Source organism: Bradyrhizobium sp. OK095 (assembly GCF_900109945.1).
In the GTDB taxonomy this organism is placed as follows: Bacteria; Pseudomonadota; Alphaproteobacteria; order Rhizobiales; family Xanthobacteraceae; genus Bradyrhizobium.
Genome location: NZ_FOBX01000016.1, coordinates 44,483 through 69,128 on the forward strand (window position 1 = coordinate 44,483; position 24,646 = coordinate 69,128).

Sequence of the window (24,646 nt, forward strand, 5' to 3'; positions counted from 1 at the left end):
TCGGCTGGCTGCGTCAGACCGGCTTCAGCGAGCCCTTCTTGCCGCCCGGCAGATCGATGCTGGCGCAGGTGCCGCCCTGGACGAATTTCCAGGCGTTGCCCTGGAAGTCAGTGGTCGAGGTGCCCTGGCAGGTCGTGCCCGGTCCGGCGGCGCAGTCGTTCTGGCCCTTCAGCGCGACGCCGAAGCACTTTTCCTTCTTGGCGGCGATGGCGGCATCGGCCTCGGCCTTGGTCAGCGGGGCGGCGGCGGCGAGGGTCGCGAGCGCGGTCGACAGGGCGCCGGCGAGGGCGAGCGTGGTGATGGCAAGTTTGGCAGACATCGCGTTCTCCTTTTGAGATGGCTTCGCTTGGCAAAGCGAGGGGCACATCGTCTCATTCGTCTCGTCCACAACCCGGGTTACTATCGAGCCGCTCACGAGTCCGTGAGATCGTTGGGTGGGGGCGCACAGGCCGTGCGCTTGGCCGGGATTAGCGGGCAAACTGCGCGGCAAAGCCAATGCCCAGGTGCTATCGAGACGTTAGCGGCAGAGCATTGGCGGCGGCGCATGGCGCTTGCGACAGGTAACGAACGCAAGCGCGACACGTAGAGCAGTACCAGGAGATGTGGCCAGTCGCGGCTTTGCCGGAGCACGGAAACTACGATGAACGTTGATCCCGGGCGGCACCTTCGTGCGATCTCAAGGCTGACGGTCAGCATTCGCCTCGCTGTTTCAGCGCTGGTCCTGGCTGCGATCCTGCTGACGGCAGCCCTCTCCAGCCTGTTGTGGTGGCGTACCGCGGAGGCGACCAGCCGGCAGCTCGCGTCCACCATCAACGAGCAGATCGTGGCGGCGGTCCGGAAAGAAGTCGCGGCCATCGTCGACGAGGCACGCGCCGCGCACACCGCGATCCGCACCTTGTTTTTGCAGAACGTGCTCGATACCCGCGAAGCCGACAAGCGCGAGTTCGTGTTCCTGTCGCAACTACAGTCGCAGGCGACGATTTCCTGGGTCGCCTTCGGCTGGCCCGACGGCTCCTTTTTCGCGGCGCACAAGCTCGGCGATCGCCGCCTGGAAATGATGGAGATCTCGCTGACCGATCATCCGGGCCAGCGCCGTGTCGATGAATATGACGTGGTGCCCGGCGATATCGAATTCGCCAATCGCCGCTTCGAGCCGACCGGATTCCATGTCGCCGATCAGGCCTGGTTCAAGGCCGGGCTCACCGCGGACGACCCGCAATGGTTCAGGGTGATGGACCATCCGACCGGCGAGCGGCCGTCGATTGCCTTTGCGGGCCCGATCGACGTCTATCAGGAGCGGCAAGGCGTTCTCGCCGTCGTCATCGAATATACAAGGCTTGCGCGCTTCTTGTCGCAGCTCGAGGTTGGGCGCACCGGAACCGCCTTCATTGTCGATGGCAGCGGCGAGCTCATCGCAGCACCCGACAAGGATGCCGACGAGCTTCATCTGGCGCACGGCGATACGACACTGCTGCCGCTCGCGCGCGTGGCGCTCGAAAAGGCGGGTGAGGCCGGCCGCAAAGAGGCCTGGCGAAGCCGGCTCACGTCCGGCGGCGCGGCTTACGAGGTCGCGCTGACGCCGCTGCCGTTTCCCGGCTGGTCACTCGCAACCGTGATTCCCGAGGCCGAATTTCTCGGCCCGGTCGAGACGACGCTGCGACGGCTGATCCTCGGACTTGCCGTCGGCGCCGTGCTCGCGGCACTGGCGTCGGCGATGCTGGCGCGTTTCGTCATTGCCGCGCCGCTGTCGCGCGTCGTCGGCGAGATCCGCCATGTGGAAACCTTTGCGCTGGAGCGGGTCCGCCGGCATCCGTCGCGCGTGAAGGAAATCGCCAGCCTCTCGGGCGCGATCGCCGAGATGGCGTCCGGACTGTCTGCATTCCGAAAATTCATCCCGGCCGATCTGGTCCGTGCGTTGCTGCGTCAAGGCGTCGAGGCGAAGCCCGGCGGCAGCATCCAGGAGCTCAGCGTGATGTTCATCGACATCGCCGGCTTCACCGGGCTGTCCGAACGGCTGGGCGATCGCGTGGTGCCGCTGCTGTCGCGCTATCTCGACATCACGTCGGAGATCATTGTCGCCAATGGCGGGACCATCGACAAATTCATCGGCGACGCCGTGATGGCGTTCTGGGGGGCGCCGCAGCCGCAAGAGGATCACGCCGCGCGATGCTGCCGTGCGGCGCTCGGCTGCCGCGGGGCGATAGAACAGTCCGGCCTGGCTGATGATCTCGGTCAGCCGCTCCAGATCCGGATCGGAATCAATTCGGGCCGCATGCTGGTCGGCAATATCGGCTCGGAGCTGCGGTTGAACTACACCGTGATCGGCGATGCCGTGAACGTCGCCAGCCGGCTCGAAGGCGCCAACAAATCCTATGGCACGCAGATCCTGATCGGCGAGACCACCGAACGTCTGGCGCGCGGTGCAATCATCGCACGTGAGATCGACAGCATCGCGGTTTACGGACGGGAGGAGGGGCTTTGCGTCCACGAACTGGTCGGGATCGGGAACGAAGGGGCCATCGACGGCGAGACGTTCGGCTGGATCGCGGATTACGAGCGCGGCCTTGCCAGCTATCGCGCGCGGCGGTTTGCCGCCGCGCTCGCCGATTTCGAGGCCGTGTTGAAGCAGCGCGGCCACGATCGTCCGGCCGAACTGATGCGCGACCGCTGTCGGCAGCACATTGCGGCCGCGCCCGATGCCAGCTGGCGACCGGTGGCGGCATTGACGTCGAAATAGCGAGGTCGGGAAATGCCGTGTCGGGCTGCTTCGGGGCAGTGGTCTGGCTGCTTCGCGACCACGAAATTCACGTTGCACCCGCTAGCCATTCCCTCTAACTAGCTTGTACAAACGACCAAATAAAATGGTCGCGCGCCGAAGGGCGTGGTCAGGGATGGAAAGCGCAGCATGTCGCAGGCGGACGGTTTTGGTTTGGCGGGCATCATCGGCATGCCGGTTGCGCATTCGCGATCGCCAATCATCCACAATTATTGGCTGAAGGCGCACGGCATCCGCGGCAGCTATGTGCCGCTGGCGGTGAAGCCGGAGCGGCTCGAGGACGCGCTCGACGGGCTGATCGCGCTCGGCTTCCGCGGCTGCAATGTCACCATGCCGCACAAGCAGACGGCGATGCCGTTGCTCGATCGCGTCAACGAAACCGCAAAACGCATCGGTGCCGTCAACACCATCGTGGTCGAAGCGGACGGTACGCTCTCCGGCTTCAACAACGACGGCAACGGTTTTGTGCAGAGCCTGCGCGACGCCAAGGCCGACTGGCGCGGCGATGCCGGGCCGATCCTGCTGCTGGGGGCGGGCGGCGCCTCGCGTGCGGTTGTGGTGGCGCTGCTCGAAAACGGCGCGCGCGAGATCCGCATCGCCAATCGCACGGCGGAGAAGGCGCAGGCGATCGCCAGGGAATTCGGCTCCGCCATCAGCACCGTCGCGTGGGACGATCGCGCTACGGCGCTCGCCGATGTCGCGCTGCTCGTCAATTGCACCGATCGCGGCATGGTCGGCAAGAGCGCGCTCGAGATCGACCTGTCGCGCCTGAAGCCCGCAACGCTGACCGCCGATCTCATCTACACGCCGCTGGAGACGCCGTTCCTGGCAGAAGCCCGCGCGCGCGGCTGCGTGACGGTCAACGGGCTCGGCCTGCTGCTTAATCAGGCCCGGCTTGCCTTCAAGGCCTGGTTCGGCGTGATGCCCGACGTCACGCCCGAGCTGATCAAGGCCATCGAGGCAACATTCTGAACCAGGTCGGGGAGCTTTGCGCCATGACAATGCCGGCGTCTCCCAGGATCGACTGCCACATCCACGCGATCGATCCCGTCCGCTTTCCTTACGCGCACGATACCCCCTACCGACCGAGCGGGCAGGAGATCGCGCCGGCGGCGCAGCTCATCCGCGTGTTCGACGCCTTTGATATCAGGCACGCGCTCGTCGTCGCTACCAACACCGGCTATGGCAGCGACAGCCGCATCCTGCTCGATACGCTGAGGCAAGGCGGTGGCCGCTTCAGGGGCGTGGCCGTCGTCGAAAACGACGTCGATGTCAAGGAGCTCGAACGCCTGAAGGCGGCGGGCGTGATCGGCGTCGCCTTCAACGTGCCGTTCCACGGCGCCGGCTATTATCTCCAGACAGCGCCGCTGCTGGAGAAGCTGACAAGCCTCGGCCTGTTCCTCCAGATCCAGGTCGAGCAGGATCAGTTGCTCGATCTGCTGCCGCTCATTGAAAAATCAGATGTGCGCCTGGTGTTCGACCATTGCGGGCGCCCCTCGGTCGTGCAGGGATTGCAAGGAAAAGCCTTTCAGGCCCTGCTCGCGATCGGCCGCGAGCGCGACGCGCATATCAAGCTGTCCGGCTATTACAAATTCTCGCAGCAACCGCACCCATACGAAGACACCTGGCCGTTCATCGCAGCGCTGGTCGACGCCTTCACGCTCGATCGTTGCGTCTGGGGCTCGGACTATCCGTTTTTGCGTGCACCCGAACGGCTCGACTACGGGCCGTTGCTCGCGGTGTTGACAAAGCTGTTTCCGGACGCGAGCGATCAGCATCGCCTCTTGTGGCGAACGCCGGCGCGGCTGCTGGGCTTCGACGATACGACAGATCAATCATAAAAACAGAGCAAAGGGGAGGAGGACATCATGAGGCATCTTGCAGGGGCGATCGGCATCGCCGTCGTGGCATCGCTGTTATCAGGTGCAGCCAGCGCGCAGAGCACGGTCTACATCCCCGACGTGATCGAGCTGTCCGGCCCCGGCGCCGTCTCCGGCACCAACTGGCGCGACGGCGTCGTGCTTGCAGTCGACGAGATCAACGCTGCGGGCGGCATACTTGGACGAAAAATCCAGACCGAGCATCTGGACACCCAGAGCAATCCCGGCATCTCGCGCGCGCAGGTGCAGAAGGTTTTGGACAAGGAGCCCTATGTCGTGCTCGGGCCGATCTATTCCGGTTCGGTCAAGGTCAACATGGCGCTGACGCAACAAGCCGAGATCCCGCAGATCGTCGGCGCCGAGGCGGCCGACATCACGACGCAGGGAAACCCATTCGTGTTCCGCACCGCCTTCGGCCAGCAATTCTCGATGCCGAAGATCGCCAACTATCTGCACGACAAGCTGAAGGTGAAGTCGGTTGCGGTTCTCTGGGTCAACAATGATTTCGGCAAGGGCGGCCACGACAATTTTGTCAAGGAGATGAAGACGCGCAACATCGAGGTCGCGTCCGACATTTCTACCGAACAAGGCCAGGTCGATTTCGGCTCCGACGTCATCAAGCTGAAGGGCGCCAAGGCCGATGCCGTGTTCGTCTACACCAACGAGGAGGAGAGCGCCCGCTTCCTGATCGAGGCAAAGCGTCAGGGCCTGTCGACGCCGCTGTTCGGCGAGACCACGCTGCTCAGCCAGAAAGTGGTCGAGCTCGCCGGCCCCGCCGCCAACGGCGTGCGTGGTCATGTCGGCCTGTCCGCCGATGCACCGGTGCCCGCGATCGAGGCGTTTACGACAAAATTCAGCGCACGCTTCAAGTACCGGCCCGACCACAACGGCATCAAGGGCTACACCGCCGTCTATCTCGTCAAATACGTCACCGAGAAAATCGGCAAGTTCGACAGCAACGCCTTTGGCGCGGCGATGAAGGGCCTGACGCTCTCGCCCGACAAGGCGCCCGGCATGCTGATGGAAGCAAGCTGGGACCAGAACGGCGACATCGACCGCGCCAGTTTCCTCGCCGAGATCGTGGACGGCAAGCAGAAGATCGTTGAGACTCTGCCGAAGCTGAAGGGCGGCAAGGGGGAATGACGGTGGACTTGTAGCCCGGATGAGCGAAGCGATATCCGGGGCAGTCCCGCATGTCGCTCCGCTCATGCGGGCTACGAGCGCGCAAGCCTCGCCCCATCATGCGATGGGATCAATCTGCCGGGCAATTTTTGCAGCGTCGCGCGACGTTGAGAGGACACCGGCTGGCTCCGCACGAGAAAGCCGATGAAAATCAACGACACTTTCGTGGCACATAAATTGCTGAATATTTCAACGCAATGACCACAGGAATGAAGCCGTGACCAGAGTCAGCTACACCGTCCCGCCGAACTGGACCGCGGGCTCCGACAAGACGGGTGCGGGCAAGAACAAGAATCCGAACGATCCGAACATGCTGACGACGGGCGCCTATGGCAGCGCGTTCGAGCTGATGCTCGACAGCAAGGCCAACAGCGACGGCAGCACGACGGATACGCTGACCTACAAGAGCTATGACGGCAAGACCAATGGCACGTTCGCCGCGACGGCCGAGACGGGGACGGGAGCCGATCTCGGCAGTGCGTATCAGGCGCTGCTCGGCACGCTCCAGGCCAACGGCGAGATGGACGACAAGGCCGCAGCCCAGCTCAACGACGCCATGGGCCAGCTCGATAGCAAATCCGACGGCGGCGCGAAGGATGCCGAAGTATCCGGTGGCGGCATGCTGGTGCAGGCCGGCGGCCCCGTCTATTTCAACGGTATCTCGGCCTATCAGAACCAGTTCGTGGACTCGCTGGTCAACGAGCTGAGCAGCAGGCTGAACCTCGACGCCAAGGCGTGAGACGAGTAATGATGTGCGGGTGATCCTGGCCACACGCTTTACCGGACGCTCGTAACAGATGAAAACCACGCTGCTCAAATCCGAAGACTACACCCGCTCGCCCTGGAAGAACGGCGGCGGCATCTTCACCGATATCGCGGACGCCCATCGCGCAGGCGCGCCAGCGAAGGATTGGGACAGCCTGCTCTGGCGCTTCGCCTCCACGCCGATCGTTGCGCCCGGTCCTTTCTCCTACATGTCCGGCATCGATCGCCTCCAGATGGTCATCGCTGGACGCGGGCTAGTGCTGAGAGCGCCGGGGCAGGAGTTCGACGAGCGCGAGCCGTTCACGACCGTGCGCTTCACCGGCGAGCACGAGATCGTGACCGTGCTCGAGGCAGGTCCGGTCGAAGTCGTGAACCTGATGGCCCGGCGCGGTGCTGCGGAGATCGAGCTGATCGCGCTCAGGGAGTCCGGCGATCGGCCATTGCCGGCCGGCACGCATCTCGTTTATGCGGTTTCCGGCGATTGCAGCATTCGTCTCAATGGCGAGGATTTTGTCATCCCGGACGGCTGCACGCTGAAGGTCGAGCTGACCGGGGCATCCGGACTGGCATTGGTTTCGGGGCTGGCCGTGTTGGGATCGATTCTGCTCATTGGTTGAGCGGCCATGGTCCCGGTCGGGCGATCGTACAATCCATGCAACTGGCCAGGTTGACGCGGCGGAGCCGGAGCACGATATCTGGCCTGATGCAGACCACCGCCCAGAACAGATCATGACCACGCCCGACAAAAATCCCCCTGCCACGCTGTCCGACGGCGTCGTCCACTGGCTGACCAACGGCACGCGCGACGAGCGCTTCATCGACAACATTTTTGCCGAGATGTGCAACCGCCTCCAGCAGGCGGGCATTCCGCTCAAGCGGTCGACGCTTCACATCGTGATCCAGCACCCGCAATGGTTGGGCGCCCGTATCATGTGGTCCGACGGCATGCGCGAGGCGGAAATCTCGCGGGTCGATTTCGACGTGAGGGAGCGCTCCGAGTATATCGGCAGTGCTGCCAACGAGATGCAGGACGGTGCCGCCGAGGTGCGCGAGAATCTCGAACGCGATCCGTCGCTCGGTCGCCAGCACGCGCTCTACGACGAGATGCGCGCGAAGGGCCTTACCGACTATGTCGCATGGCCGCTCTACCACACGCTCGGCAAGCGTCATCTCGTCACCTTCGCGACCGACCGGCCCGGCGGTTTCGACGATTCGCACATCACCGCCCTGAAGAACGTGTTGCCGGTGCTGGCGCTGGTCAGCGAAATCCGCGTCAAGAACCGCCTGGCGCGAACCCTGTTGGAGACCTATGTCGGCGCCCATGCCGGCGAGCTGATCCTGGCCGGCGCCACCAGGCGCGGCACCGGCACGACGGTGCGCGCCGCGATCATGATCTGCGACCTGCGCGATTTCACAAAAATCTCCGACAATTGGCCGCGCGACGACGTCATCGATCTCCTCAACGACTATTTCGACGCGATGTCCGAGCCGATCGCGCGCCACGGCGGCGAGATCCTGAAGTTCATCGGCGACGGGCTGCTCGCGATCTTCCCGCTCAGCCAGCCCGATGCCTGCGTGAACCTGCTGCATGCCGTGACCGAAGCACGCGAGGCGATGGCTGGGCTGAACGCGCGAAACAACGGCACGGGCCGCGCGCCGCTGAATTACGGCATCGGCGTGCATGTCGGTGACGTCATGTACGGCAATATCGGGTCATCGAGCCGGCTTGACTTCACGGTGATCGGCCCCGCCGTCAACATGGCCTCCCGCCTCGAGGCGCTCACCAAGCAGGTCCGCCGGCCGGTGCTGCTGTCGCGCGACTTTGCGGAGCAGGTCGCGCCGAAGTTCGAGCTGGAGCACGTCGGCAAATACGAGGTGCGCGGCTTCAGCGACCCGATCGAGCTGTTCGCGTTTCAATCGGGCGCCAAGACTTGATCTTTTTGGAAAACCGCAGCGCGCTTTTCCGGACCATGCTTCAGGCCCGTCCCCTGTGAACCGCTGCAGCAAGCTCCGGGAGTTCGACGACCGAGCGGGTTGTGACAAGATGTGACCAAAGGTCTTCCGCCCGCCGGCTGAGACGCCGCTGCGGTCGATAGATCCGGATGTCGAGATCGACATCCAGGTCAGGCAAGCCGGTGCGGACGAGACGGCCGCGGAGGATGTCCTGATGGGTCGTGGTCAGTGGCAGCCACGCAACGCCGAGCCCGGACAAGGCCATCGATCGCAGCCCATCGGCCAGCGAGTTTTCGTAGATGCGATTGAGCTGGGGCAGGTCTGTCGCATCGGCGAGCTTCTGGTCGATGGCCCAGCCGAGTGAGCATTCGCTGCTGTAACCGAGATACGAAATCGACCGCCGCGGCCCCGGCGCCAGATCATGCAGGGGCTGGTTGTCGTTGCCGACCGCCGACAACGGCACGAGCTTCTCTCGCCCAATGGTCAGCCACTGGCAGGTCGAGATCGACAGCGTCTTTCCGCCGGTCGCATTCAGCCGGTTGGCCTGATCCATGTAACAGACGACGAAATCGACAGCGCCGTCGTCGAAGGCGTCGCAACATCCCGGAAGGTTGTCGGACAGGATCGTCAACCGCGTCGATCCGATCGTTGCCTGGATTTGTGGCAGCCACTTTGGAAAGAACGTCACGGACAGCAGGTGAGGGGCGGCGAAGCGCACGCTCCGCGCCGCCTGATCGTGATCTTCGCGCAGGGCACGCCTGACGGCATTGAGCCGTCCGATGACGTCGTTTGCCGTGGCCAGCAATTGTGCTCCGGCATCGGTCAGCTCGATGGGGGATTTGCGGCGGTCGAGCAATGCCGAGCCGGCCCAGTTTTCGAGCGATTGCAGCCGGCGGCTCAGCCCGGATTGGCTGACATTCCGCAACTCGGCGGCACGCGTCAGGTTCTTGGTCTCCGCGACGGCGGCCAGATCCTCAAGCCAGCGGATATCGAGCATGATTGTAGCCTTCCCGCGATCTCTCGTGGTGAGCACGATAGCCGGTTTTCTCCGATCAGCCGATGCAAATTCCGCATCGGATCCCCGCGCATTCGCATTGGAAATATCCGGTATCCGCAAAGTAGCGTGCTGGCGGGCTGAGCGACTGGAAGGGACATCCGATGAGACTGGGCAAATTCGGCATCATGAGAATGGCATCGATCGCGCTGACGGCGAGCTTGGTCGCGGTGGCCTCCGCAGAGCCGCTCCCCGCGCAGCAAGGGCCCGGCAACAGCGTCATTCTCAAACGCATCCTGGAGCGTGGCGCGATCGACATCGGCCATCGCGAGGCCTCGGTGCCGTTCTCCTACATCAACGATGAGCAAAAAGTGGACGGCTATTCCGTCGACCTCTGCATGAAGGTGGTCGATGCCGTGAGGCAGCGGCTGAACAAGCCGGATCTCAAAGTGACGTTCACGTCGATCAACGTGACCAACCGCATCCCGCTGGTGACCAACGGAACAATCGACCTCGAATGTGGGACCACGTCGAATTTTCTGACGCGTCAAGAGCAGGTCGAGTTCTCGCCGATCTATTACGTTACGGGCACGCAATTGCTCGTGAAAGCAGCATCCGCAGTCAAGGAAATCGAGGACCTCAAAGGTCGGCGCGTTGCCGCCCTGCAGGGTTCGTCGAACGAGGCTGCCGTCCGCAAGCTCAACGACGAGAAGGCGCTCGGCGTCCAGCTTGTTTATGTGAAAGATCTCCCCGAGGGCGCACTCCTGGTCGAGAACGACCGTGTCGACGCGTTCGTCGCCGACGGCGTGCAGATCAAGGTCTACGCCGCCACCAAGGCGAGACCGGCAGGCTCGCTTGCGGTCGTCGGTCGCCTGCTCACCTACGACCCCTATAGCGCGATGATGCAGCGCGGCGACCAGGACTTCGCGTTGCTGGTGCGGGCGGCCTTTGCCGACGCCTTCCGGTCGGGAGAGGCCGAAAAGATCTACGCCAAATGGTTCGACCCGCTCGGCCTGAAAATCGAGGGCGAGCTGTTGGCCGCCTTCCGGGTTCAGGCCCTGCCGCGCTGAACGTTCGATCTTTCCTCAACCGGGCCCGCTTGCGATCGGGTCCGCCTGTCGAGCGGCGCCAGATGCAATACCGGTGGAACTGGAACGTCCTGTTCGTCGAGCCTTATTTCGGGTGGCTCCTCGCTGGCGTGACATGGACACTTCTCGTTGCCGGAGCGGCATGGATCGTCGCGCTCGCAATCGGCTGCGCCGTTGGTGTGCTAAGCACGCTGCCGAGCCGGATTTGCCGCGCCATCGCCTCGGCCTATGTGGATGTGTTCCGCAACATCCCTCTGCTGCTCCAATTGTTCCTCTGGTACTTCGTGCTGCCCGAGCTGCTACCCGCCGGCTTCGGATTATGGGTCAAGCGCGACCTGCCGATGCCCGAATACTGGTTCTCCGTCGCCGGGCTCGGCTGCTTCACCGCTGCGCGCATTGCCGAGCAGGTCCGCGCCGGCATTGAATCGATCGGCGTCGGGCAGCGTATGGCGGCGGCGGCCATGGGCTTCACCACCGCGCAGACCTATCGCTACATTCTCCTGCCCCTTGCTGCGCGCAACGTGCTGCCGCCATTGACGTCGGAAGCCCTCAACATCATCAAGAATTCCTCGCTCGCATTGACCATCGGGGTTTTGGAGCTGACTGGCCAGAGCCGCCAGATCGAGGCCAATACGTTCCAGGGGATCGAGGCCCTGACGGCCGCGACCATCATCTATGTCATGCTGACGCTCTGCGTGATCGTCGGGATGCGCGTCGTCGAAAGGCGGGTCGCGATCCCCGGGACGCTGGGACGCGGCTGACCATGCGAAACCTCGATTGGAGCGCCGTGGTTCATGCCTGGCCATTTCTTTGGCAGGGATTGCAAACCAGTTTTGTCCTGGTGGCGCTGGCGATGGCGGGCGGCATCCTGCTCGGGACGATGATCGCAATTGTACGCCTGTCGGCGTCGCGGCCGATCGCTGTGGTCGCGGCCGGTTATGTCAACGGCTTGCGCTCTGTCCCGCTGATCATGGTGATCTTCTGGTTCTATCTGCTGGTGCCGCTGTTCATCGGGCGGCCGGTCGGGGCGTTCACGTCCGCGCTCATCGCATTCACTCTGTTCGAGGCGGCCTACTATTCCGAGATCATGCGCGCCGGCATCAACGGCATCTCCCGGGGGCAGATGGCCGCAGCGCTGGCGATCGGCATGAGCCGGATGCAGGCCTATCGCTACGTGGTCCTGCCGCAAGCTTTGCGCCGCATGACGCCCATCCTGCTCACGCAGAGCATCGCCCTGTTCCAGGATAGCTCGCTGGTCTATGTCATCGGCCTTCACGACTTCATGACGTCGGTTGGCATCGTCGCCAATCGGGAGGCGCGTTTGATCGAATTCTATCTGTTTGCGGCCCTCGTCTATTTCGCGATCTGCTTCTCGGCATCTCGCGTCGTGAAGCGGCTTCAGCGCCGGATGGCCGCCGCATGACGCGTGGCCGGGCGATCGGGGTTGTGACGCCCGCGCGGGCCAAGTAATTTCTGTCGAAGATCCCAAATCACTGAAAGAGACGACCATGAACACTAATCTTCCAAAGACCAATGCGCCGGGCGGCGACTACGTGCCGGTCGTCGTTCACGGCGGAGTTGCCTATGTCAGCGGGCAATTGCCGCGCCGTGGCGATGAACTCCTGTTCAAGGGCAAGGTGGGGACTGAGGTCGATCTCGCGACGGCGCAGCGTGCCGCTGCCGTCTGCGCCGAACTGTGCCTCGCTGCGCTTGCGGAAGCCGTCGGTGGGCTCGACCGGGTCGAGCAGATTCTCCGGATCACCGGCTACGTCGCGTCCGCGCCCGGATTCGCACAACAGTCGCAGGTCATGAATGGCGCCTCGGAAGTCTTGGTCGCGCATCTCGGCAGCAGAGGCCGGCATGCGCGGACGTCAGTCGGCGTGGCCGAACTTCCGCGCGGCGCCCCGGTCGAGATCGACCTCATCGCGGCAATCCGGGCCGGATAATGATCTCCCGGGAGTCGGTGCGACATCCACCTGCGGCAGAGGGCGGGGGAGGCGCCTTCACGCATCTGAACGCCGCGGGGGCCGGTCTGATGCCCGCGAGCGTGGTCGCAGCAATCAAGTCCCACCTCGATCTCGAGGCGCGACGCGGCGTGCACTGGGCGGCGGCCGATGCGAGCGACGCCATTGAAGAGACGCGTATCCTGGCGGCCCGCCTGATGGGCGTGGCCCCGACCCATCTTGCCTTCGGCGAGCAGGCGAGCCGGCTCTGGGCGCTTGCTTTTGCATCGATGCCGCTCGGACGCGGCGATCGCATCCTGATCGCACGGAACGACTGGGGCGGGAATGTTCTGAATGCCCTGCGGCGTGCGGCAGCAGTCGGAGCGGAGGTGGTCAGACTGCCCATGACCGGAGCGGGAATCATCGACGTCGAGCAAGCCGCCGCACTGGTCGATGAGCGCACGGTTGCGATCTGTGCTTCGGCCGTTGCCAGCAGTTTTGGAATGCGCCAGCCGGTCGAAGCGCTTGGTGCCCTTTCACGACCGGATACCTGCCTCTATTTCGTCGATGGCGCGCAAGCCATCGGTCAGTTCGAGCTGACGCTGCCGGGGGCCTCTGCGGACATCATGGTCGCGCCCGGCCGGAAGTGGCTCAGGGGTGGGCGTGGTCAGGCCATGATGGCGCTGTCGGATCGGGCGCTGCGTCGTCTGGCCCAGCCGGTCATCGTCGACCAGAGCGCCGGCACATGGTGTCCGGATGACAGCTTCCTGTCGCGGGAGGATGCGCGACGCTTCGAGGCGTGGGAGTTTTCCGCTGCCGGTCGTCTTGGGTTGCGGGCATCTTTTCAAGAGCTGGATCGTATCGGCCTTGCGAATGTCCGCGCCCACAACAGCGAACAGCTGCGCCGTCTGGGCGCGAACCTGCGCAGTGTCCCCGGTCTTACGGTGTTCGAGGACGAGGAGGCCGGCGCGGCATTCCTGACCTTCCAACATGCGTTTGTGCCCGCGGATGACATTGTGGGAGAGATGGCAATGCGCGGCATCGCGATCGCGTCCGTGGCCCTCGACTATGCACGATGGGAGCTCGAAGCGCGAGGCCTCGAGAGGATTGTGCGTGTGGCACCTCATGTCTACTCGTCGGACGACGATATCGGGCGATTCACCGAAGAGCTCGGGCGTCTCGTGAAGCGGGTTTGAGATCGAGCTGGCCGATCTGCGCACGCTGTTGCCAACGCGCGAACGTCCAACTACGCTCCGTCTCAGGTTCGCCAAAAATGGTCCAGCGATTGGCCGTACATTCATGCCCAAATTCCTTCGCATCGGCCTGCATCAGTCGAACGTATCGGGATACACGTCCAAAGCATGGTGCGTCAGGCGGGTCGGCTCGGCGGTGTTCCTGAAGTGGGGCGCCGTGGAGGTCCAGGGCGCGGGGAGCGGGCGAAAGGTCCATTGGACGCGGCTGCCGCAGGAGAAGACGATCCGCTGCCGCACCGCGGCGCGTGCCCAGGACTACGCAAAGGCCGCGATCGCGCGGCGACGCAGTCATCGCTACGAACCGCTAACCGGGGCGATTGCGAACAGGCGCCCGTCCGCCGAGCCCAGCGCCAGCCTCAAGCAGGCATTCGCCACCATCCTGATCGTCGATATCGTCGGCTCCACCGCCAAAGCCGCAAAACTCGGCGATGCGCGCTGGACCAAGGTGATGGGCCATTATTACGCCGCGGTTCGTAAAGAACTGAAGAGTTTACGCGGCAAGGAAGTCGTCACGACCGGCGACGGCGTGGTCGCGACATTCAAGCTGCCGGCCGCCGGAATCAGTTGCGCGACCTCGATTCAAAAGGCCGTGCGCACGCTGGGCCTCGAGATCCGGGTGGCGCTGCACGCGGGCGAGTACACCATCAGCGGTGGCGAAATGGTCGGCCTCGCCTTTCACATCGTCACGCGCGTCGCCGCCAAGGCGCGCGCCGGCGAAGTTCTGGTGTCGAGCGCGGTCAAGGACCTGATGAAGACACAGTCCACGATCCGCTTCAGGGATCATGGCAGCCATCAGCTCAAGGGCGTGCCGGAGCGGTGGCGGCTGTATCGGTTGGAGGGTTAGGGCGCGAGGGCAGGGACCGGTTCGTCGCTCGCCTTGTCGTGGCTTCGCCGCGCCGGCACCAGGCCTTGCAGCTCGCGGCGAACGCGCTCCACGACGCTGGCCCAGTCGCCTCGCTTCGGTTGCCTGAACAGCCGCATCGACCGATACCACGGGCTGTCGTCGCGGTTGAGCAGCCAGCGCCAGTCCGGGTTGAACGGCAACATCGTCCAGACCGGCGCGCCGAGCGCGCCGGCAAGGTGAACGACGCTGGTGTCGACCGAGATCACCAGATCGAGACAGGACATCAGCGCCGCCGTGTCGCTGAAATCCGTCAGATGGTCCGAGAGATCGACGATATCTGGATGTTCGCCGAGGAAGGCCCGGTCCTGATCCCGGACGTCCTTTTGCAAGCTGACGAACTGGACGTCGCAATCGAGCAGAGGCGCAAGCTCGCGTAGCGCAATCGATCGATCGTGATCATTCTTGTGAGCTGCATTGCCCGACCAGACCAGACCGACGCGGAAGCGATCGCGGGCGCCAAGCCGGTCCTCCCACGCCTTCACGCGCGCCACCGGGGGCGCAGGAAGGTACGGCTCCGCGCCCGGGATCGTATCGAGCCGTGTCTTGAGCGCGAACGGCAGAGTTCCAAGAGGACAGTGCAGGTCGAACGCCAGCGACGTCGCAGACGGTCGACTGACACAATTTGCGACGCCGGACACCCCGGCCAGGAGCCGCTGGATCGGAGGCTGGACCTCCAGGATGACGCGCGCTCCGAGTGCGGCCACCATGGGGGCATAGCGCGCAAACTGAATCGCGTCGCCCAATCCCTCGTCAGCATGAAGCAATATGGTCTTGCCTTCGATCGGCTGGTCACCAAGCCATAGGGGTTGGGAAAAACCGCGATCGAGCAAACCGACAGGAAGTGTCCACCGCGTTTCGCGCCCAAGCCAGCCTTGCTCGAAGTTTCCAGTCAGCAACTGAAGTGTCGCCAGATTGTAGGTCGCCACCGCATTGCCGGGGTCGACCGTCAGCGATCTGTGAAAGGTCGCGGACGCTTGATCCAGCAATTGCAGATTCAGCAATACCAATGCCTTGTTGGAAAGCGTACCGGAAAGATCGGGGCGAAGCTCAAGCGTCCGGTCGAAACACGCAAGTGCCTGTTCCATTCGGCCGAGTTTCGCATGAAGCACGCCGAGCTTGTTGTGCGCGTCGGCCAGGCCGGGGTCCAGCGCGATGGACTTCTCGTAGTCGGCCTCCGCTTCCGCGAACCGGTTCGCCTCCATGAGGCAATCGCCGCGCATTTGATAGAGGGGCGCGGAACCTGGGTCCAACGTCTCGGCGATGTCCAGGCATTCGAGGGCTTCCGCATAGCGGCCGAGATGAAACAGCAGTCTCCCGCAACTGTTCGCTGCGTCCAGATATTGAGGATACAGCTGTAGCGCCCGCTGAAAATGCAGCACAGCCTCGTCCGTGCGTTTGCGTTGCCAGAGCATATTGCCGAGGTCATTCGCGAGAACCGCATCCCGTGGCTTGGTGGTCGGGGTCTTGCTCTGGTGTTGCAATGTTCCCGACCGCCATGCCGAAACCAGCCCGCCGAGTTCGAGGCGAACACGATCCACGACGCTCGCCCAGTCGCCTCGCTTCGGTTGCCTGAACAACCTCATCGACGAATACCACGGGCTGTCGTCGCGGTTGAGCAGCCAGCGCCAATCCGGGTTGAAAGGCAACATCGTCCAGACCGGGGCGCCCAGCGCGCCGGCAAGGTGAGCGACGCTGGTGTCGACCGAGATCACCAGGTCGAGGCAGGACATCAGCGAAGCCGTGTCGCTGAAATCCGTGAGATAGTCCGAGAGGTCGACGATATCAGGGTGTTCACCGAGAAACGCCCGGTCCTGGTCCCGGGCGCCTTTCTGCAAGGAGACGAACTGGACGTCGCAATCGAGCAGCGGCGCAAGCGTGCGCAGGGTCATCGATCGATTGTGATCGTTGTTGTGATCCGGATTGCCCGACCAGGCGAGACCGACGCGGAAGCGGTTGCGCGGACCAAGCCGGTCGACAAGCCGTTCTTGCCACGCCGTCACGCGCGCCGCCGGGGGCGCAGGAAGATACGCGTCCGCGAACGGGATGGTATCGAGCCGCGTCCCGCACGCCAGCGGCAGGCTTCCAAGCGGACAGTGCAGGTCGAACGCCAGCGACGGCGTCGACGATCGGCCGGTGCAAGTCGCGACGCCGGCGATGCCACCCAACAGCTGCTGGATCGGCGTCGGCACCTCCAGGATGACTTGCGCTCCGAGCGCGGCCAGCATGGGTGCGTAGCGCGCAAACTGGATCGAGTCGCCCAATCCCTCGTCGGCGTGAAGCAGGATGGTCTTGCCCTCGATCGGCTGGTCGCCGAGCCAGAGGGCTTGCGAAAAACCGCGATCGACGAGGCCGAGAGACGCTTTCCAGCGGGCCTCGCGTCCCGGCAAGCCCCGCTCGAAATCCCCGGTCAGCATCTGAAGCAGCGCGAGATTCCAGATCGTGTGCGCATTGCCTGGGTCCACCGCCAGCGATCTGTGCAAGGCCGCGAAAGCCTCATCCAGCAATTGCAGGCTCCACAGCGCCCGCGCCTTTTCGGTGAGCGCTGCAGGAAAATTCGGACGCAATGCGAGCGCGCGATCGAAGCTCGCAAAGGCCTGCTCCATCCGGCCCAATCGCGAATGAAGCGTGCCGAGGTTCTTGTGCGTCTCCGCTTCGCCCGGGTTGAGCGCGACAGACCTCTCGAAATCGGCCTGCGCCTCCGCGAACCGGCCGAGCCGCTGCAAGCAAAGGCCGCGCGTTTGATACAGGGGCGCGATACCGGGATTGTGCTTCTCGAACAGGTTGAAGCAGTCGAGGGCCTCGGCATAGCGGCCGAGATCGAACAGCGATTTGCCCTGCCTGGCGGCTTCCAGATGTTTTGGTGCGCTTGGTGGGGATTGCTTTGCCGCGGCCCGGCGCTCTTGACGGTTCATGGATTGGCCAGAAAAGTGGACAAGGTCAGTGGGCTCGCCGATATCTTGAGTCACCAGAAGGAGACGTGCACTGCACTTGCCTTCTCGGGCCGCCGGTTCGCGTGCAGCTGTGCTTGCGAGGCTACGAGCGCGACTGCGGAGCCCCGTCGAGCCAGTCTCTGGTGCGAAGCTGGTGTGAGGCTGGCGGGTGCTGGAGCGGTTCCTATGAGCGGACGAAAGCGGACCCGGCCCTTGCGCGGCGCCAGGACGAGCCCTGAACCCTGCCGAAATCGGCGGAGTCATTGCGTGCACCGGCACCGAAATCCGAGGTTCTCGACCCCGGCATCACCGCACGCCGGTGCCTTTGCAGCGCTGGCACTTCACCACCTTGTCGCCCTTCTTGAGCAAGCCCTTGCCTTCACAGTTCTTGCATTTCTGCTTCTTCTTGATGTTCGGGCCTTTTTCGCTGGTCATGAAATTCTCCTGCCGTGAGAGGTGCTTTGCACAGGCTCCGCTCGACGAGGCGATATCCAGACGGACGCCGACGACATTGCCAATTTCATTCCATACCATCTCCGCACGTGCGGCGACAGCCCAGGGCAATGCCATGCCCGAGGCCCTTTCTCGCGACGTCAGATCCATCCGTGCTCAAGAGAATGTTGGCCGCAATCCGGAATAAGTCTCGTGCCGGCTGCCGTCGCGCGTTGGCTTCGGCGCGGCTCGCCTCAAGAAGTCCTGCAATAGAGCACGGTTTCTTCGGGGTAGATCGTAAAATGATCCAGCCACATCTTGTAGCCGAGGTTCAGGGAATTGATGAAGAGGGGAATGTCGACCCAGTCATTGGGCTTGTGATAGACGCAAATCGCCAATGACGGTTTGAACCGATTGAGCGTGCCCACGGCGCCCTTGAGCGCGGATAGCTCGGCACCCTCGATGTCCATTTTGATGAAATCGACACGAGGCAGTTTCTTGTCACGAACCACATCGTCGATGGAGATGGTTCTGATTTCGGCTGCACCGTGGAAGAGCGGACGCTCGGAAACCTGGCTGCCCGGACCATTGTTCATCATATAGAGTATCTTTTCGGACGTCTCCCATACCGGTCTCTCGATGATCTCGATATTCGACGAATATTTGGGGTTCAGTGCGAGGTTCTCACGCAAGATATCGAGATTGTCCGGGATGAATTCAAACCCGATGACCTTGCCCGTGGGTCCCACCTTCGTTGCAAAATACAGGCTCGTATCACCGTAGCAGCTGCCGGCTTCGATGACGATATCGCCGGTCTTTGCCGCGATCGCCGGCTTTACGCCGCTGTACTCGTATTGCGTTTTCAAGAAGGTGGCGTCGATTCCGATGGGAGCGGAAAACAGATTGAGATCGTAGCCAATGTCCTTCAGATCGAAATGAGTCAGCTCGAAGTTCATATTCTTGATTTTTTTTGCAGGCAGACGGTTCGTCTGCAGACTCCGTGCCAGGCTCCGCTCTTGCCAGTATTTTGGAGAATTTCGAAAGATCTTGACGAGGTCATGCCCGATCACGCGCTGAAGATACAACTCCAACAGGACGTCTTTCGAATATTCGTCTTGCAGCAACTGATAGGTATCCAGCAGGACCAGCGGAAGCGACTTTGAGTTTTTCAGTCGCGCCATGGACAGGAGTTTGCTCTGATAATTTTGCATATCATGGCCCAGCGCTCGCTTGGGCTCAGGTCCATAGCGATCCGCCTCGTGGTTCTGTTCGAGATCTCTCGTGGCAATCTCGTACAATTTGGCCTGCAAGTGAGACAGGAATGAAATCGCAACGTCTGCCGAAATTTGAGCGTCTTGCGACATTTGAATGACTGAGCCTCTCTTCATCCAGCGGTAGGCGGACCCAACGGTGCACCACATTCCGAACCGTCGAACGGGCCAACGGAGTCGCTGACTGCACGGTCAACGTAAATTTGCGTTCCCGTGCCGTCAGTTCGCGTTCAGCTGTGCGTGCGGAGTCCTCCGAGCGCGGCGGGTGCGTGCGGTTGGGGGATTTTCTGGTACGATGCTGGTGCGAGGCTGGCGCGGGTTGAACAGTCCAAGACCCATTCTGGTCCTTCACGGCTTCATCGAGAAAACCGAGAGAGGCCGCCCCTATTAGGGTGACGCGAGCCTCGCGGACGATGCCCTCATGATGCGTGCTGAGGCAAAGCGGGTCAATCTAGTGCACTGTCAACGGAATTCCCAGATCAACACACCTAGCTTGCGGCGGCGGTCGCCTAGTGACAGCGCTTGAAGGACGCGACAAGAGCGCCACTTCGGCTCGACCGCCTTGGAATGAGCTAGGTGATCCTTGGCCGCTTTCGCTGGGCAAACACGTCGAGGCAAGTGTGACCGTTGTGAGTAGAAGCGCGCAGCTAGCAACGCGACTTCGTAGTTTCGCTCACCTTTCTGGCTTTCGACTGTTTGACGACACTATTTTTTGCGCGCTTGACGCTCGTTTTTGAAAGTTTAACGGCGACGTTTTTGACGCGCTTGACACCGGCCTTTGATCCCTTATTAGCCGCTGTTTTACTTAAAGCTTTGGAGATCGGCTTCTTAGCACGGCGCGCCGAAGGTTTCGCTGTTACCCTATTCGCGGCCGTTGTGCGGGTCTTTGTGGTCGCTGCAGACTTTGCGGGAGTTTTGGCAGTCTTCGTCGCCCCTTTTTTCTTCTTGGCAGTCTTCGCACGCGATACGTCGAGGACGTAGACATCTATCTTGCCGGCGAGTTCCGCAGGCATTCTCTTAATGATTTCCTCACGCAGCAGGGCGGGAGAAGTTATCAAAGGGTCTCTTCGGCCGGCGATTCTTTCATCGACGCCGAACCATAAGATCAGGTACACACCCTGATTTGCTGCTCCCGGGTATATGGTGTAACGGCCCGCCAGCTGAACCGAAGCTGCGGTGTAGAGTTCACGGTTCCATTGCCCCTTTAGTTCGGTCACGAGGATGACTTGAGATTTGTCGATTACGGCCGAGGCTGTAAAATCACAGCGCTTCTGGTTGGCCATCTGGTGCTCGACAACCACGCCAAGGTTGAGCGCACGAAACAAATCCTGAAGCCTATCGACGATCCGGTCTCGCGCTTTATTTTCGTCTACGCGCTTGTCGCCTGAATAAAACACCTCGGCGGGATTTGTGGCGTCTCCCTTTAGCCGGAGCTGAAATTCATCAAGAAGCTCGATCAGTAGGGCTCGCATATCCTCTACTGACGCAATTTTGCTGTCGTCGAGAAGGTGCGAAATGTCGGTGGGCGTTGGAGCGCGAAAATCCGATAGTGCTTGCTGCCTGACTGCTTCCGCGCGTTGGCTTTTAACCGAATTCCAAAAGTTAGAAAACCTGGTGTCTGACAAAATCCGATCGAACACTGGGATAGAGTTTGAAGGATCGTCTCTTCCGATGGTGAAAACTACATCGGTCAGGAATCTGTAAGCGATTTCTCCCGGCGGGTCGCCACTGCCCCAACTGTTTGGCAAGGGCAACTTTGGCCATGCTGCAACGAACCCGTCGAGAACACGATAAACCTGTTCGGCGTTGAGTTGCGGCCATCCCTGTGAGTCATGTCGGCCAAGCCGGCCCGAATAGTGCTCGATCTCAAGTATTGATTTCGGATCGGTGCTGAACTCTGCCCATTTTGCATCGGAAGTGAGCAGTATGAAAAAGAAATGGCGAAGCAGCCAGAACTTCCGGCGCTTTATACCAACATCGGAGGGGTCTATTGGGTCGTTGCAGCGCGTCTCAATCAACGCATTGAGCTGAGCTCTGTCCGCGTGAGTTGCGGCGATGCCGAATAGCGTCTCCCGCGAATGCCAGGGCATAGCCGGATACCGTGCGAGCCAATCAATAGCGAGCGCGCCTTTCACGTTCGCGAAGGTTTCATGGTGATCGAGCATGTAGACGTTGGTTGCGGCATCTCCCGGGCGAATCAGCTGCGGCTCGATAAGGCGAGTTATGAACTCGATCTTGTCCGCGTCGGATGAGAAGATCAGGCCGTCTATGGTTCGTTCGAAGCGTTCAGCTTCGCCTTCCTGGTATGCTGATCCCCCGATGCCACTAGCCTTTACGGCACGAAGCATATCAAGGGAAATGCCTGCTAGCGTTCCAGTCTTACGAAAGGTCGCAAGGCAGGCCGCTTCAAGGACCATTGAAACGTTGGTGCTGCCCCGCTCTGCTATAACTGCTATTGAGGGAATCTCAGGAGTAATGAAGCTAAAGCAGTTGAGAAGGGCGGTTTCGATGAGCTTTTCGTCCTTGATAACCAGATCATCTTCGTGTGCGCCGTGAAGATAGCGTTGGGCCAAAGCGATCAACCAGCCCCAGTGTCGTCCCGCTACGATCAGGACACGGTTAGCCTCAAAATTGGCGAGCAGGCCAGCTCTGCGCTCAACCTCCATACGTTTGTAATGTCTGCGCGAGTGACCAAATCTGACATAATCTCTTTGAAACAGCTCGCGACTAGCTCGATTGACCTTGGTCCAGATACGCAACAGTTCGGATGACGTACGAGCCTGAGCTTTCATGCGAGCTCTGGTTGGACTGGGGCCTCTTGCTGAAGTATCGTAAGGACTGTGAGAGACTATCAGATGCTGCCAAAGCACGTGATTTCCGATGGCAAGCGCATGGTCCACAAGCGCGTCGTAATCGCCTTCACGAAAGGCCAATCCGGAATGGGTTGAATTCATGAAAAAATGGACCCGAGTTTCGATGATTTGGTCCGGGTCGGATAATCCGCCTATCATTGAGATCTGGATCGCCCGGCGAAGACCGGCGTTCTGCGACATAGCTTCGACAGACCTGCTTTGGTCACCGCTCTTATGATTTTCAAACACGAGGCGTTCGGTCCACCGCCTGATTTGACATGCATCGTGAGGGCCGACCATAAGCTCGAAGTAATTGTCAAGAAGGTAGCCGGCAATCTTGCTAATTCCTCGGCGGCAAGTGCAACGATGTGGTTTGGTTTTGCCGCATGTGCACGCGAGGTTGCTTGTGACTCCATCAAGAAGGTATCGCGTGTCATTAAGGCTGAAGCTCGATATGACCTTACGAATGAAATATCTCGACCCTAACCCGCGTTCGCGTATTCCGCTTTCGGGATAGAGCATCGCAAGTGCTCTGACGAATACGAGGGCGTGAGGTTGCCCAATACGCGCTATCCCTTCGTCTCGGAGAATCGTCGATGCAATATCAAGCGAGTCCCGCGTCGCCTCCGCAACCAGCGCGTTGAAGTCGTTGATCAGGCCACTTTTCGAAATCGCTGCAATGTTTTGATAGGCCTGGTCCCGGTCATGCTCTTCGGCCTGAGAGTCCAGAAGGAGGGTCCGAAACTCCGGCTCAAGGCCTTTACCTGCTTCTGTGTCGTAAAGGAGTTCGAGTATCAACCCGCGCAAGTGCGTCCTGGAATTGGCTCCAGAAAGGAGAGGGCGGACATGCGCAATCATATCCGCCGTGAAGAACCCCGCGACATTAAACTTCCTCCACGAATCCATGCGCCGGAAAAATGGATCGTTTTCAGCTAGCGACTTTAATTCATTGAGCAGCAACGGTTTGACCGATGCGTGGAGCTGCGATGCATCGCCGTTAGCAAACACTGCATATGGGTCAAGCTTGACAATTGTCTCCTGCGTATTGCGGTTGCCCAGCGACGCCATCCATCCCAGCAGGCCCCGTAGCTCGTTGCGTACCGTGGAATTCGGGGCGACAACCGCAAGGCACCGCCTTAAAGAAAAAGTATTCGTCGGGTCTTCGATGCGCTTGATCAGGTAATCGGCCGCACAATACTCGGCGACGATCCGATGGACGGGATCATGCCGATTGACCGTGTCGGTCGGTTTAAAGAGGCGCGTGTTCAGAGCAAAGTCGGCGATTTCGGCGTTCGACGCGATGCCACGGAGATAGGGATAGACGTAGCCCTCTATTTCTTCGTTAGCTGAAACGCCCAAAGCGCCAGAAAGAAGCAGTTTGGCGAAGAGTTCGCTGGCTGCGGCAACGATGGTGTCGATCTCCGGACGCGCTGTCGCTCCCGGAGCGTTCGTTCGTTCGCTGGCAAGCCTGCGCGCCGCATCAGCGTAAATCTGCTTCTTTGACGAAAAGTGCCGCCCGCCCTGCACGTAAGCGTCGGCGAACAGCTTGAGAAATTGAGGATTTCCTAGGATGGGCGTGAGCTCGAAACGGGTCGCCTCGGCTCGGAACGCCTCGAAGTCTTCGGAAGGTAGATAGTCTGCGAACAACTGTTGTTGTTCGTCGTGATCGAATGGTTCGAGACGCAAAATGGTTGGCTCGACGCCGAAACAATCGCGAACCGCAGTCGAGCGCGCTTGATCCCAAACATATGAACGGCTTGCAAGAATCACAGTTGTCGCCGTCGACGCGCGCGCCTTTACAATGATCTCGTTAATCTTCTCCTCGCCGATCCGCGCCACTTCGTCGAGCGCATCGATCACAAGCACGCTCTTCGTAGCGGGAGCTTCGTGAACAAACTGACTCGCGGGCTGACGGGGAACCTCATAGCTCTTGCTTAGAAAGTCGAGTAAGTCCGACTTTCCAGCGCCGGGCTCGGCAAGAACGACAAATATCCCGCTCTGTCCGACCAACTCGCTGTCCATAGCGAGCTTGTCTCCGCGGTGCAGCTTTCTTTGAATGTAGAATTCCAGCATGGAGAAGCTATAAGAAAAAGAAAAGCAGCCAGCTAGATATTATGCTCGCAAGGCGCGATTCGTTCAACGGACTGATCAATGAGCTCTGAGCAGTGCGGGTCCAACTCCGTAGCCGCCCATCCTTCCCAGGTCGCGTTTCCGGCCTCTGCACCCCGCCAAAGTTCAGTGAAGTCTTACTTTAGGCATCGAACCCCTTCTTCGGTTTCTTCTTGAGCGAGCCATTTACGGTGACAGTGCACTCAATTAATGGGTTTTCGAACCCTGGCGCTCGGTGCGTTATTTCGGTAATCCGAAATGTCGCTGCAACGAACAACAAGCCGAGACCCGTGGGAGCAACACCTCGGCCCTCC

Annotated in this window: 19 protein-coding genes; 13 read left to right on the forward strand and 6 right to left on the reverse strand. The window is 61.3% G+C overall.

The window, feature by feature from the left end; genetic code table 11:
- Positions 1–13: 13 nt before the first annotated feature.
- Positions 14–319, reverse strand: a complete 306-nt coding sequence (locus BMW89_RS31835) for a BufA1 family periplasmic bufferin-type metallophore (RefSeq protein ID WP_092033898.1) — start codon at positions 317–319, stop codon at positions 14–16.
- 321 nt (positions 320–640) lie between these two features.
- Here BMW89_RS31835 and BMW89_RS31840 point away from each other — a divergent pair, with 321 nt between their 5' ends.
- The 7 genes from BMW89_RS31840 (at position 641) to BMW89_RS31870 (ending at position 8,538) form a co-directional block, all read left to right on the forward strand.
- Positions 641–2,737 carry an adenylate/guanylate cyclase domain-containing protein gene (locus BMW89_RS31840; protein ID WP_092033902.1) on the forward strand — a complete coding sequence of 699 codons (2,097 nt, stop codon included), beginning with the start codon at positions 641–643 and terminating at the stop codon, positions 2,735–2,737.
- Positions 2,738–2,905: 168 nt separating this feature from the next.
- Complete coding sequence (locus BMW89_RS31845; RefSeq protein WP_092033906.1) at positions 2,906–3,748, forward strand: shikimate dehydrogenase; 843 nt, start codon at positions 2,906–2,908, stop codon at positions 3,746–3,748.
- A gap of 23 nt (positions 3,749–3,771) precedes the next feature.
- A complete protein-coding gene (locus BMW89_RS31850) occupies positions 3,772–4,617 on the forward strand; it encodes an amidohydrolase family protein (RefSeq protein WP_092033910.1) in 846 nt (281 codons plus the stop codon).
- A gap of 27 nt (positions 4,618–4,644) precedes the next feature.
- Entirely contained in the window at positions 4,645–5,799 is a 1,155-nt protein-coding gene (locus BMW89_RS31855) for an ABC transporter substrate-binding protein (protein WP_092033913.1), read from the forward strand.
- A gap of 256 nt (positions 5,800–6,055) precedes the next feature.
- On the forward strand, positions 6,056–6,577 hold the full coding sequence (locus tag BMW89_RS31860) for a hypothetical protein (RefSeq protein ID WP_092033917.1): 522 nt from the start codon (positions 6,056–6,058) through the stop codon (positions 6,575–6,577).
- Between the two features lie 58 nt (positions 6,578–6,635).
- Complete coding sequence (locus tag BMW89_RS31865; protein WP_092033921.1) at positions 6,636–7,220, forward strand: HutD/Ves family protein; 585 nt, start codon at positions 6,636–6,638, stop codon at positions 7,218–7,220.
- A 112-nt stretch (positions 7,221–7,332) separates the two neighbouring features.
- Positions 7,333–8,538 carry an adenylate/guanylate cyclase domain-containing protein gene (locus tag BMW89_RS31870; protein WP_092033924.1) on the forward strand — a complete coding sequence of 402 codons (1,206 nt, stop codon included), beginning with the start codon at positions 7,333–7,335 and terminating at the stop codon, positions 8,536–8,538.
- A 40-nt stretch (positions 8,539–8,578) separates the two neighbouring features.
- Here BMW89_RS31870 and BMW89_RS31875 read toward each other — a convergent pair whose 3' ends face one another.
- Positions 8,579–9,553: a LysR family transcriptional regulator gene (locus BMW89_RS31875; RefSeq protein WP_092033927.1), complete on the reverse strand. Its 975-nt coding sequence runs from the start codon at positions 9,551–9,553 to the stop codon at positions 8,579–8,581.
- Between the two features lie 161 nt (positions 9,554–9,714).
- Between BMW89_RS31875 and BMW89_RS31880 the strand changes: the two genes are divergently transcribed.
- The 6 genes from BMW89_RS31880 (at position 9,715) to BMW89_RS31905 (ending at position 14,678) form a co-directional block, all read left to right on the forward strand.
- Positions 9,715–10,620 (forward strand): amino acid ABC transporter substrate-binding protein, encoded by a 906-nt coding sequence (locus BMW89_RS31880; protein WP_092033931.1) that lies wholly within the window; start codon positions 9,715–9,717, stop codon positions 10,618–10,620.
- A gap of 62 nt (positions 10,621–10,682) precedes the next feature.
- Positions 10,683–11,399: an amino acid ABC transporter permease gene (locus BMW89_RS31885; RefSeq protein WP_092033934.1), complete on the forward strand. Its 717-nt coding sequence runs from the start codon at positions 10,683–10,685 to the stop codon at positions 11,397–11,399.
- A 2-nt stretch (positions 11,400–11,401) separates the two neighbouring features.
- Positions 11,402–12,061, forward strand: a complete 660-nt coding sequence (locus BMW89_RS31890) for an amino acid ABC transporter permease (RefSeq protein ID WP_092033937.1) — start codon at positions 11,402–11,404, stop codon at positions 12,059–12,061.
- Between the two features lie 85 nt (positions 12,062–12,146).
- Entirely contained in the window at positions 12,147–12,584 is a 438-nt protein-coding gene (locus tag BMW89_RS31895) for a RidA family protein (protein ID WP_092033942.1), read from the forward strand.
- Positions 12,584–13,777 (forward strand): aminotransferase class V-fold PLP-dependent enzyme, encoded by a 1,194-nt coding sequence (locus BMW89_RS31900; protein WP_092033945.1) that lies wholly within the window; start codon positions 12,584–12,586, stop codon positions 13,775–13,777. The genes BMW89_RS31895 and BMW89_RS31900 overlap by 1 nt, the downstream gene beginning before the upstream one ends.
- A gap of 103 nt (positions 13,778–13,880) precedes the next feature.
- A complete protein-coding gene (locus BMW89_RS31905) occupies positions 13,881–14,678 on the forward strand; it encodes an adenylate/guanylate cyclase domain-containing protein (RefSeq protein ID WP_092033949.1) in 798 nt (265 codons plus the stop codon).
- Here BMW89_RS31905 and BMW89_RS31910 read toward each other — a convergent pair.
- From BMW89_RS31910 to eruA, 4 genes are all read right to left on the reverse strand, one after another.
- Complete coding sequence (locus tag BMW89_RS31910; RefSeq protein WP_177196469.1) at positions 14,675–17,704, reverse strand: tetratricopeptide repeat protein; 3,030 nt, start codon at positions 17,702–17,704, stop codon at positions 14,675–14,677. The two genes, BMW89_RS31905 and BMW89_RS31910, sit on opposite strands and share 4 nt — an antisense overlap.
- 270 nt (positions 17,705–17,974) lie before the next feature.
- Positions 17,975–18,271: a DnaJ-like cysteine-rich domain-containing protein gene (locus BMW89_RS31915; RefSeq protein ID WP_143062866.1), complete on the reverse strand. Its 297-nt coding sequence runs from the start codon at positions 18,269–18,271 to the stop codon at positions 17,975–17,977.
- A gap of 83 nt (positions 18,272–18,354) precedes the next feature.
- Positions 18,355–19,398, reverse strand: coding sequence for an FkbM family methyltransferase (locus tag BMW89_RS31920; protein ID WP_177196470.1), 1,044 nt, complete (start codon positions 19,396–19,398; stop codon positions 18,355–18,357).
- Between the two features lie 620 nt (positions 19,399–20,018).
- Entirely contained in the window at positions 20,019–24,296 is a 4,278-nt protein-coding gene (gene eruA / locus BMW89_RS31925) for an NACHT domain-containing antiphage protein EruA (protein ID WP_092033964.1), read from the reverse strand.
- Positions 24,297–24,646: the final 350 nt, after the last annotated feature.

Coding starts and splice junctions, on each gene's coding strand:
- BMW89_RS31835 (WP_092033898.1), bottom strand. CDS start 319: ATGTCTGCCAAACTTGCCATCACCACGCTCGCCCTCGCCGGCGCCCTG.
- BMW89_RS31840 (WP_092033902.1), top strand. CDS start 641: ATGAACGTTGATCCCGGGCGGCACCTTCGTGCGATCTCAAGGCTGACG.
- BMW89_RS31845 (WP_092033906.1), top strand. CDS start 2,906: ATGTCGCAGGCGGACGGTTTTGGTTTGGCGGGCATCATCGGCATGCCG.
- BMW89_RS31850 (WP_092033910.1), top strand. CDS start 3,772: ATGACAATGCCGGCGTCTCCCAGGATCGACTGCCACATCCACGCGATC.
- BMW89_RS31855 (WP_092033913.1), top strand. CDS start 4,645: ATGAGGCATCTTGCAGGGGCGATCGGCATCGCCGTCGTGGCATCGCTG.
- BMW89_RS31865 (WP_092033921.1), top strand. CDS start 6,636: ATGAAAACCACGCTGCTCAAATCCGAAGACTACACCCGCTCGCCCTGG.
- BMW89_RS31870 (WP_092033924.1), top strand. CDS start 7,333: ATGACCACGCCCGACAAAAATCCCCCTGCCACGCTGTCCGACGGCGTC.
- BMW89_RS31875 (WP_092033927.1), bottom strand. CDS start 9,553: ATGCTCGATATCCGCTGGCTTGAGGATCTGGCCGCCGTCGCGGAGACC.
- BMW89_RS31880 (WP_092033931.1), top strand. CDS start 9,715: ATGAGACTGGGCAAATTCGGCATCATGAGAATGGCATCGATCGCGCTG.
- BMW89_RS31885 (WP_092033934.1), top strand. CDS start 10,683: ATGCAATACCGGTGGAACTGGAACGTCCTGTTCGTCGAGCCTTATTTC.
- BMW89_RS31890 (WP_092033937.1), top strand. CDS start 11,402: ATGCGAAACCTCGATTGGAGCGCCGTGGTTCATGCCTGGCCATTTCTT.
- BMW89_RS31895 (WP_092033942.1), top strand. CDS start 12,147: ATGAACACTAATCTTCCAAAGACCAATGCGCCGGGCGGCGACTACGTG.
- BMW89_RS31900 (WP_092033945.1), top strand. CDS start 12,584: ATGATCTCCCGGGAGTCGGTGCGACATCCACCTGCGGCAGAGGGCGGG.
- BMW89_RS31905 (WP_092033949.1), top strand. CDS start 13,881: ATGCCCAAATTCCTTCGCATCGGCCTGCATCAGTCGAACGTATCGGGA.
- BMW89_RS31915 (WP_143062866.1), bottom strand. CDS start 18,271: ATGGATCTGACGTCGCGAGAAAGGGCCTCGGGCATGGCATTGCCCTGG.
- eruA (WP_092033964.1), bottom strand. CDS start 24,296: ATGCTGGAATTCTACATTCAAAGAAAGCTGCACCGCGGAGACAAGCTC.